The 8323-nt window shown below is 64.3% G+C and carries 4 protein-coding genes; all 4 read right to left on the minus strand.

Annotated elements, in window-relative coordinates:
• On the minus strand, positions 1-4730 hold a 4730-nt coding region (locus VFA16_RS17080; protein ID WP_324968955.1), incomplete at its 3' end, for an NAD-glutamate dehydrogenase.
• Positions 4731-4779: 49 nt separating this feature from the next.
• Entirely contained in the window at positions 4780-6456 is a 1677-nt protein-coding gene (gene ettA, locus VFA16_RS17085; protein WP_324968956.1) for an energy-dependent translational throttle protein EttA, read from the minus strand.
• Between the two features lie 66 nt (positions 6457-6522).
• Positions 6523-7011: a single-stranded DNA-binding protein gene (gene ssb / locus VFA16_RS17090; protein ID WP_324968957.1), complete on the minus strand. Its 489-nt coding sequence runs from the start codon at positions 7009-7011 to the stop codon at positions 6523-6525.
• 326 nt (positions 7012-7337) lie between these two features.
• The coding region (locus VFA16_RS17095) for a cytochrome c oxidase assembly protein (RefSeq protein WP_324968958.1) at positions 7338-8323 on the minus strand (986 nt) is incomplete at its 5' end.

Here is an 8323-nt window from a genome sequence, read left to right on the forward strand (position 1 = left end):
ACCCTGGACGCACTGGTGTGTTCCCATTCGGCGATCTTCTCTTCGCCGCTTTCGTCGGGCTCCCCCACTGCGAGCACATCGAAGCACAACGCCCGCAGCGAGGCATAAATGTCGTCGCGAATCGCCAAGCGCGCCAACGACTGCCACCGGTCATCTCGGGGAAGCGCCGATATCGCGGTCAGCAGACCGTCGGTCCCCAGGCGGTCCATCAACGCGAAGTAGGTGTCGGCGACCTCGGCGGGATCGCGATCTTCGATGTCGGCGATATCAATGATGTCGAGCAAGCTGAAGCGGTACAGACCCGTGGCGACCCGGTACGCCAGCTCTTTGGATGACCCTTGGGAAGCGAATTCTCGAGCTTCCTTTTCCACGATGGCTTTGTCGTCACCGCGCAACCACTCCGACATCCGCGGCGTCAGCGCTTCCACCTTCTTCGCGAATCGGTTGATCTCGGCGCCCACGGCCAGCGGCTGCGGGCGGTAGTTCAGCAGCCAGCGTCCCGCGCGATCGATCAACCGGCGAGTGTCCAACGTCATCCGGTCCGATGTCGCCACGGGCATGTCCGCCGCGCGGATCTGCCGCCACAACTTCTCTATTCCGAAGATGGCATCAGTGGCGACGTAGGTGCGCACCGCATCAACGGGTTTGACGCCGACGTCTTCAGTGATTCGGTAGGCATAGGTGATGCCGGCCGTGTCGATGAGGTCGTTGACCAGCATTGTGGTCACGATTTCGCGGCGCAGCTGGTGCGTGCGGATCTCCTGGCGAAAGCGCTCGCCGAGCACCGACGGAAAATAGCGCGGCAATCGGGCGGCGAAGACTTCCTGATCGGGCAGATCGGTGGCCAACACCTCGTCTTTGAGCGCCAGCTTCACATGCGCCATCAGCGTCGCGAGTTCCGGTGAGGTGAGCCCAATGCCGGCCTCGGCACGCCGGTAAATCTCCTTCTCCGATGGCAGCGCCTCGAGCTCTCGGCTCAGGCCGCGTTCGGCAACCAGTTGCCTGATCTGCCGCTCATGAACGTTCAGCAGACTGGCCGCGTTGGCCCGGCTGGTGCCCATCAGATCGTTTTGGTCGGAGTTGTCGGTCAGCACCAGCTCGGCGACCTCGTCCGTCATCGACTCCAGAAGTTGTGTACGGTCTTCCGGTTTGACCTTGCCGGCTGTGATCAGCGAGTCGATCAGGATCTTGATGTTGACCTCGTGGTCAGAACAGTCCACACCGGCCGAGTTGTCCAGCGCGTCGGTGTTGATCCGGCCCCCGCACAGGTCGTACTCGACTCGGCCTAGCGCGGTCACACCGAGGTTGCCGCCCTCGGCGATTACCTTGGCCCGCACCTCGTTGGCGTTGATCCGCACCGGGTCGTTGGCCCGGTCGCCGACGTCGACGTCAGACTCCGTCTCGGCTTTGATGTAGGTGCCGATACCCCCGTTGTACAACAGGTCCACCGGTGCGCGAAGAATCGCTCGGATCAAGTTCGGCGGTGTCATCTCGCCGACGTCGTCGTCGATACCCAGCGCGGCACGCACTTGGTCGCTGATCGGGATGGCTTTGTGCGCACGGCTATAGACCCCGCCGCCATCGCTGATCAGCGACTTGTCGTAGTCGTCCCAGCTGGAGCGCGGCAGCTCAAACAACCGTCGCCGTTCTTCCCACGACCGTGCGGTGTCTGGGTCCGGGTCCAAGAAGATGTGACGGTGGTCGAAGGCGGCCAGCAGCCGAATGTGCTTGGACAGCAGCATGCCGTTGCCGAACACGTCACCGCTCATGTCGCCGATGCCGACCACGGTGAAGTCCTCGGTCTGGGTGTCGACGCCCATCTCCCGGAAATGCCGTTTAACCGATTCCCAAGTGCCCCTTGCGGTGATGCCCATCGCCTTGTGGTCGTAGCCGACCGAGCCACCGGAGGCGAACGCGTCACCGAGCCAGAACCCGTAGGACTTCGCGACGTCGTTGGCGATGTCGGAGAACGTGGCGGTGCCTTTGTCGGCGGCCACCACCAGGTAGGCGTCGTCGCCATCGCGCCGCACCACTCCGGGCGGGGCGCTGACCTCGCCGGTCGTGTGGTCCACGTTGTCAGTGACGTCAAGCAACCCCGAAATGAACAGCTTGTAGCACGCAATGCCTTCATTGCGGATGGCGTCGCGGTCAGTGGCGGCATCGCCAGTGGTCAACGGCGGCCGCTTGACGACGAACCCGCCCTTGGCCCCGACCGGCACAATCACAGCATTCTTGACTGCCTGCGCCTTGACCAGACCAAGAATCTCGGTGCGGAAATCCTCGCGACGATCCGACCAACGCAGCCCGCCGCGCGCGACATGGCCGAATCTCAGATGCACACCTTCGACGCGGGGTGAGTACACGAAGATCTCGAACTTGGGTCGCGGCAGCGGCAGCTCGGCGACCAGCGGGGCGTCCAGCTTCACCGCCAGCACACCCTGGCTGCGGGCTGAACCTTCGTGCGTCACAAAGTAATTGGTGCGCAGCGTGGCCTGGATCAGCGAGGCGAATGCGCGCAACACACGGTCGGTGTCCAAGCTCACCAGAGCATCGATGTCAGCGGTCACCGCGGCGACGGCCGCTTGTGCGTCACGCTTTTTCGGCGAACCGGAGGGATCTTGATCGAACAGCGCCTCGAACAGCGCGATTAATGACCCTGCGGTGTGCGGGTTTTCGTTGACGATCGATTCGATGTGCGACTGGCTGTACGGGAAGCCGGCTTGCCGCAGGTATTTGGCGTAGCTGCGCAATACCGTAACTTGCTGCCACGTCAGCCCCGCGCGCAGTACTAGCTCGTTGAACCGGTCGATTTCGACCCGACCCTGCCAGATCGCGGTGACCGCCTCGGAGAACCGCCGCGCCGTGGCCTCACGCTCCGGGCCCGGCGCCGGCAGCGGGACGGTCGGCTGCGGCGTGATCTTGAACTGGTAAATCCACACCGTCAGTCCGTCAGGCCGGGTGACGGTAAATGGCCGCTCCTCGAGCACCACCACGCCCATCGACTGCAGCATCGGAAGCAGCTGACTCAGTGAGGCCGTTCGCCCGCCGAGATACCAAGTCAGCCGGGCGGTGTCGTCGTAGTCGTGTTCAGACAACACCAGCTTGACCGAGTCGTCGGACAGCCCTTCGATGATGCCGATGTCGGTGATCGCATCGCCGGGACTGACGACCTGTTTGTAGGCCTCGGGGAAGGCGGTCGCGTAGTGCTCGGCTAGACGTTGAGCAACCGATCCGGTCGCGGCACTCATCAGCCGGTCGGACCATGTTCGGGTAGCTTCGGTCAGCAGTTCTTCAATACGTACCCGGTTGGCTTCAGAGATGTCGACGCCGCGCAACCCGGATTTGTCCGCCAAACGAACCATGAAATGCAACAATGCCCAAGGCGATTCACTGACCCGAGCGGCGAATTCCAGACTGGTACCACCGAACTCACGCACCAGGATGTGCTCGATTTTGTGGCGGACAGCTGTGGTGTATCGGTCTCGGGGTAGGTAGACCAAGCATGAAACGAAGTGCTCGAGCCGATCGGCGCGCAGGAACAGCAGCGTGTGGCGTTGCGATCCGAGATCGACCACGGCCGTCGCCATTTTCAGCAGCTGCTCCGCGCTCAACGCGAATAGTTCAGATCGCGGAACGGTCTGGATGACGTCGAGCAGCAGTTGACCCGGATGGCTGGGATCGCGTGCCGCCAACGCGAGCGCCTCATGAACCCGGGTCGAGGCCACCGGGATTTCCAGCACGTTGGCATTCATCGCAGAAATCGTGAAGAGCCCGACGAAGCGGTGCTCCACCACGCCGCCCTGCGCGTTTTCCCGCACCGCCACGACATGCGGGTATGCGCCGTAGCGCAAATAGCTGGCAACCGTGGTCTGCGCCAAACCCAGCAATTTGTTGTCGTCGGTCAGACGGGGACGGGAACGCTTACGCCCACGCAGCACGCCAAGACCGCTGCCCTCATCGCCAGACACCGTCCCGTCGCGCACCAGGCAGAGCTGATAGCCCAGCAGCACAAAATTTCCGTCGGCCAGCCAGCGCAACAGCGCGGCTACGTCTTGTCTGTCCGGCCGGTCGTAGTGGCCGTCGAGGTTCACGTCGACGTCGTTGGCCAGCTCGTTGAGGGTGGCAATCATTTCGGCGGAGTCCGTGGCGACTTGGCGGACATCGGCGAGCACGCGCGGCAGCAGGCGTTCAGCCTCGGCGAGCGCGTTCTGGTCGACCGACGGCGAGAGCTGGACATGGATCCACGTCTCGTCGACGCTTTCAGTGCCACCGTTTCGCGGCTCGACGCTCAACAAGTCTCCGCGGGAGCTACGACGCACTTCGAAAACCGGATTCATGATCGCCAGGTAGGCGACGCCGAGCCGGTGCAGCAACACGGTGACGGAATCCATCAGCATGGTTCCGTGGTCGGTGATCACCTGTAGCGCGGGACCGAAGCCGGTCGGGTCGTCGGCCGCATACACCGCAACCCGACTTTCCCCAGCCGGCCGGTGCCGGCCAAGCCGGTAGTGCGCGCTCAGCAGGCCTGGCGTGAGCAGTGCCGTCGGCGACGGGTGCTCGCCGGGACCCGCCGCGGACGACTGCGCATCTAACTCGGGTTCGTCGCCGTGCGGGCCGCGGTAGGTGTCGGTGTAGGCCTTAGTGATCCAGTCCGGGACGTCTTCGTCACGGGTGAAGGTCGTCCAGTCGACACCGCCTTGCAGGCTGGTGGCCGGTGGATCGACCGTCATACCGCCTGCTCCTGCCTCAGCACCAAGGCCAGCGCTGGTGCAGCCGACATTAGTCGCGGGTCAGCCGGCGGTAGGTCACTCTATGCGGTCGGGCGGCCTCAAGGCCGAGCCGTTCGATTTTGTTTTCCTCGTAGGCGCCGAAGTTGCCCTCGAACCAGAACCATTTCGCCTCGTTGTCGGCGTCGCCCTCCCAGGCCAGGATGTGCGTGCAGGTGCGGTCCAGGAACCACCGGTCGTGGGAGATCACCACGGCGCAGCCGGGGAAGTTCACCAGCGCGTTCTCCAGGGAGCCGAGCGTCTCGACGTCGAGGTCGTTGGTCGGCTCGTCCAGCAGGATCAGGTTTCCGCCCTGCTTGAGCGTGAGCGCCAGGTTCAGCCTATTACGTTCGCCGCCGGAAAGTACGCCGGCCGGTTTCTGTTGGTCCGGGCCCTTGAACCCGAACGCCGACACGTAGGCGCGCGAGGGCATTTCGTTGTGACCAACCTCGATGTAGTCCAGCCCGTCGGAGACCACTTCCCACACCGTCTTCTTGGGGTCGATACCGGCGCGGGCCTGGTCGACATAGCTGATCTTGACGCTCTCGCCGATCTTGACCGTGCCGCTGTCGGGTGGCTCGAGCCCGACGATCGTCTTGAACAGGGTGGTTTTGCCGACCCCGTTAGGGCCGATGACGCCGACGATGCCGTTTCGGGGCAGGCTGAAGGACAAGTCCTTGATCAGGGTGCGACCCTCGAAGCCCTTGTCGAGGTGCTCGACCTCGACCACCAGCGTGCCCAACCGTGGCCCGGCTGGGATCTGGATCTCTTCGAAGTCGAGCTTGCGGGTCTTTTCCGCCTCGGCGGCCATTTCCTCGTAGCGCTGCAGCCGGGCTTTGCTCTTGGCCTGGCGGGCCTTGGCGCCGGAGCGCACCCAGGCCAGCTCTTCTTGTAGCCGCTTTTGCAGCTTGGCGTCCTTGCGGCCCTGCACCGCCAGCCGCTCGGCCTTCTTCTCGAGGTAGGTGGAGTAGTTGCCCTCGTAGGGGTAAGCACGGCCCCGGTCGAGTTCCAAGATCCATTCGGCGACGTTGTCGAGGAAGTAGCGGTCGTGGGTGACTGCCAAAATCGCACCGTTGTAGGCGGCCAGGTGCTGTTCGAGCCACTGCACGCTTTCGGCGTCGAGATGGTTGGTCGGCTCGTCGAGCAGCAGCAGGTCGGGCTTGGAGAGCAGCAGCTTGCACAGCGCCACCCGGCGGCGCTCGCCCCCGGACAGGTGGGATACCGGTTCGTCGGGCGGTGGGCAGCGCAACGCGTCCATCGCCTGCTCGAGCTGCGAGTCGATGTCCCAGGCGCCGGCATGATCGAGCTCCTCTTGCAGCCGGCCCATTTCCTCCATCAGCTCATCGGAGTAGTCGGTGGCCATGAGCTCGGCGACCTCATTGAACCGGTCCAGTTTGACCTTGAGGTCACCCAGGCCTTCCTCGACGTTGCCGCGGACCGTCTTCTCCTCGTTCAGCGGCGGCTCCTGCTCCAGGATGCCTACCGTTGCACCGGTGGCCAGAAAAGCGTCACCGTTATTCGGCTTGTCCAATCCGGCCATGATCCGCAAGACGCTCGACTTGCCCGCCCCATTGGGTCCGACGACGCCGATCTTCGCTCCCGGCAGGAAGCTCAGCGTGACGTCGTCCAGGATGACTTTGTCGCCGTGCGCCTTGCGGACCTTCCTCATCGTGTAGATGAATTCAGCCATTCCGCGGTGCTACCTCTCTGGTCTTGCACGATTGCTCGCGGACCATCCTAGGCACCGCAGCGCGGGCTAAGCCGACAGCGGCAACCGGGTACCACCCTCGGCGACGCTGTCCGCGCTGTCGGAGTGATCTGCGTCATCCTCGCTCGGATCAGCGCTGGGTTCCGCTGAGGATGCTGGTGCGGCGTCCGTTCCGGCGGCCACCGTCTTCTCGATGCGGGCAATGCAGCGCGAGAGGTCCGGACCGACAGAAGTGGCACGCATCTCCAACGTCGAGCGTCGATTGCCGTCGCGGTCCTCGTACTCGCTGGTGTAGATGTGGCCCGCGACGATCACCGGCGAGCCCTTGCCCAAAGACGCACCTACCCCCGATACCAGCCGCTGTCCCCAGCAGTTGACCGTGACGAACAGAGAGTTGCCGGCTTCCCACCTGCCGTCGGTGCCCCGCCGACGTGAATTGCTGGCGACCCGGAACTTCATCACCTCCTGATCGCCGACCTGGCGGCGCTGAGGATCGTTGACTATGTTGCCCACGACGGTCACAAAGGTTTCGAACATTGGTCATTCCTTTCCTGAAGAGGCGGTGCTCGTCGATGAGCGGGCAATCCCGGTGACGTGACACCGCCGGTGTCGGTCCTATTCAGCTCCCGACCGCCGACAGCAGCAGTTGCCCAGACCTGAACTGGGTGCCGTCTGTGGAGAAAGGCGCGTTTGGGGATAACCGCAGTCGCGTCCCGGCTGGGTCGTCAGCGGCTTGCTGTGCACAGGAGTCATGGTCGGTCCCCGCCTATCAGCGATTTGTTTCGCCGGCCGCCGGCATCTCCGCCAAGCAATCGCTGGTAGGCGGGCAAACGGTGTGATGTGCTCCCCAGAGACTCCCGCCGCTATCGCTGTCTCGACGCGTCGCGGCGGGCCAGCTCCGCAAGCATCGCGTTGTAGGCGGCCAGCTCCGCGTCATCGTCGCGTTCGGCCGCCCGGTCCAGCCGCTTTGCGGTCCGGCGATCGCTACGGGTCCATTGCACAAGCAGCGCGATCATGACGATCACCAGTGGTATCTCCCCCGCCGCCCACGCGATCGCGCCGCCCAGCCGCTGGTCACCCAGCAGATCGCTATGCCAGCTCAGTCGCAGGGAGCGATAGAAGCTTTCACCGAGGACGCTCCGCGTGCTCATCAGCACCACGCCAAAGAACGCATGCAGCGGCAACGACGCGAACATCACCGCTACCTTGGCCAGCGGGGGGATCGGCCGCGGCGTCGGATCGATGCCGATCACGACCCAGTAGAAGAGGTAGCCGCTGAGCAGGAAGTGCACGTTCATCAGTAGGTGGCCGAAATGGCTGCCGGCTGCGGCGTCGAAAATCCCGCCGAAGTACAGCCCGTAGAAACCGGACACGAACAGCAGCGTCGCCACGACCGGGTTGGTGAGGACTTGCGATAGCCGACTGTGCAGCGCGGCCAGCAGCCATTCGCGCATGCCCGGTGGCTCGTCGCGCCCGGCGGCGGGCAACGCCCGCAGTGCCAGGGTGACCGGAGCGCCGAGCACCAGCAAGATCGGAGCCAACATGGACAACAGCATGTGGGCGGCCATGTGCATGCTGAACATGGCCGGCATGTAGCGGCCCACCCCCGATGACGTCGCGAACAGCATCGCCGCACAGCCCAGCAGCCACGCCACGGTGCGGCCCCGCGGCCAGCGATCACCGCGACGGCGCAACCGCAGCACCGCCGCCGCGTACAGCCCGGCGAACACCAGTGCCGCCGTCCCGAAAACCAGGTCGAACCGCCAGTCGAACAGCACGCGCGCCACGGTCGGAGGCCCGGCGAAGTCGTAGCCGATCTTCACTTCCGGAACCGAAGGATTGAGGATCG

This window comes from Mycobacterium sp. (genome assembly GCF_035653355.1).
GTDB lineage: Bacteria > Actinomycetota > Actinomycetes > Mycobacteriales > Mycobacteriaceae > Mycobacterium.

What these genes read in the sequence shown, in the direction of transcription:
- ettA (WP_324968956.1), bottom strand. Translation starts at nt 6,456, where the DNA reads ATGGCTGAATTCATCTACACGATGAGGAAGGTCCGCAAGGCGCACGGC.
- ssb (WP_324968957.1), bottom strand. Translation starts at nt 7,011, where the DNA reads ATGTTCGAAACCTTTGTGACCGTCGTGGGCAACATAGTCAACGATCCT.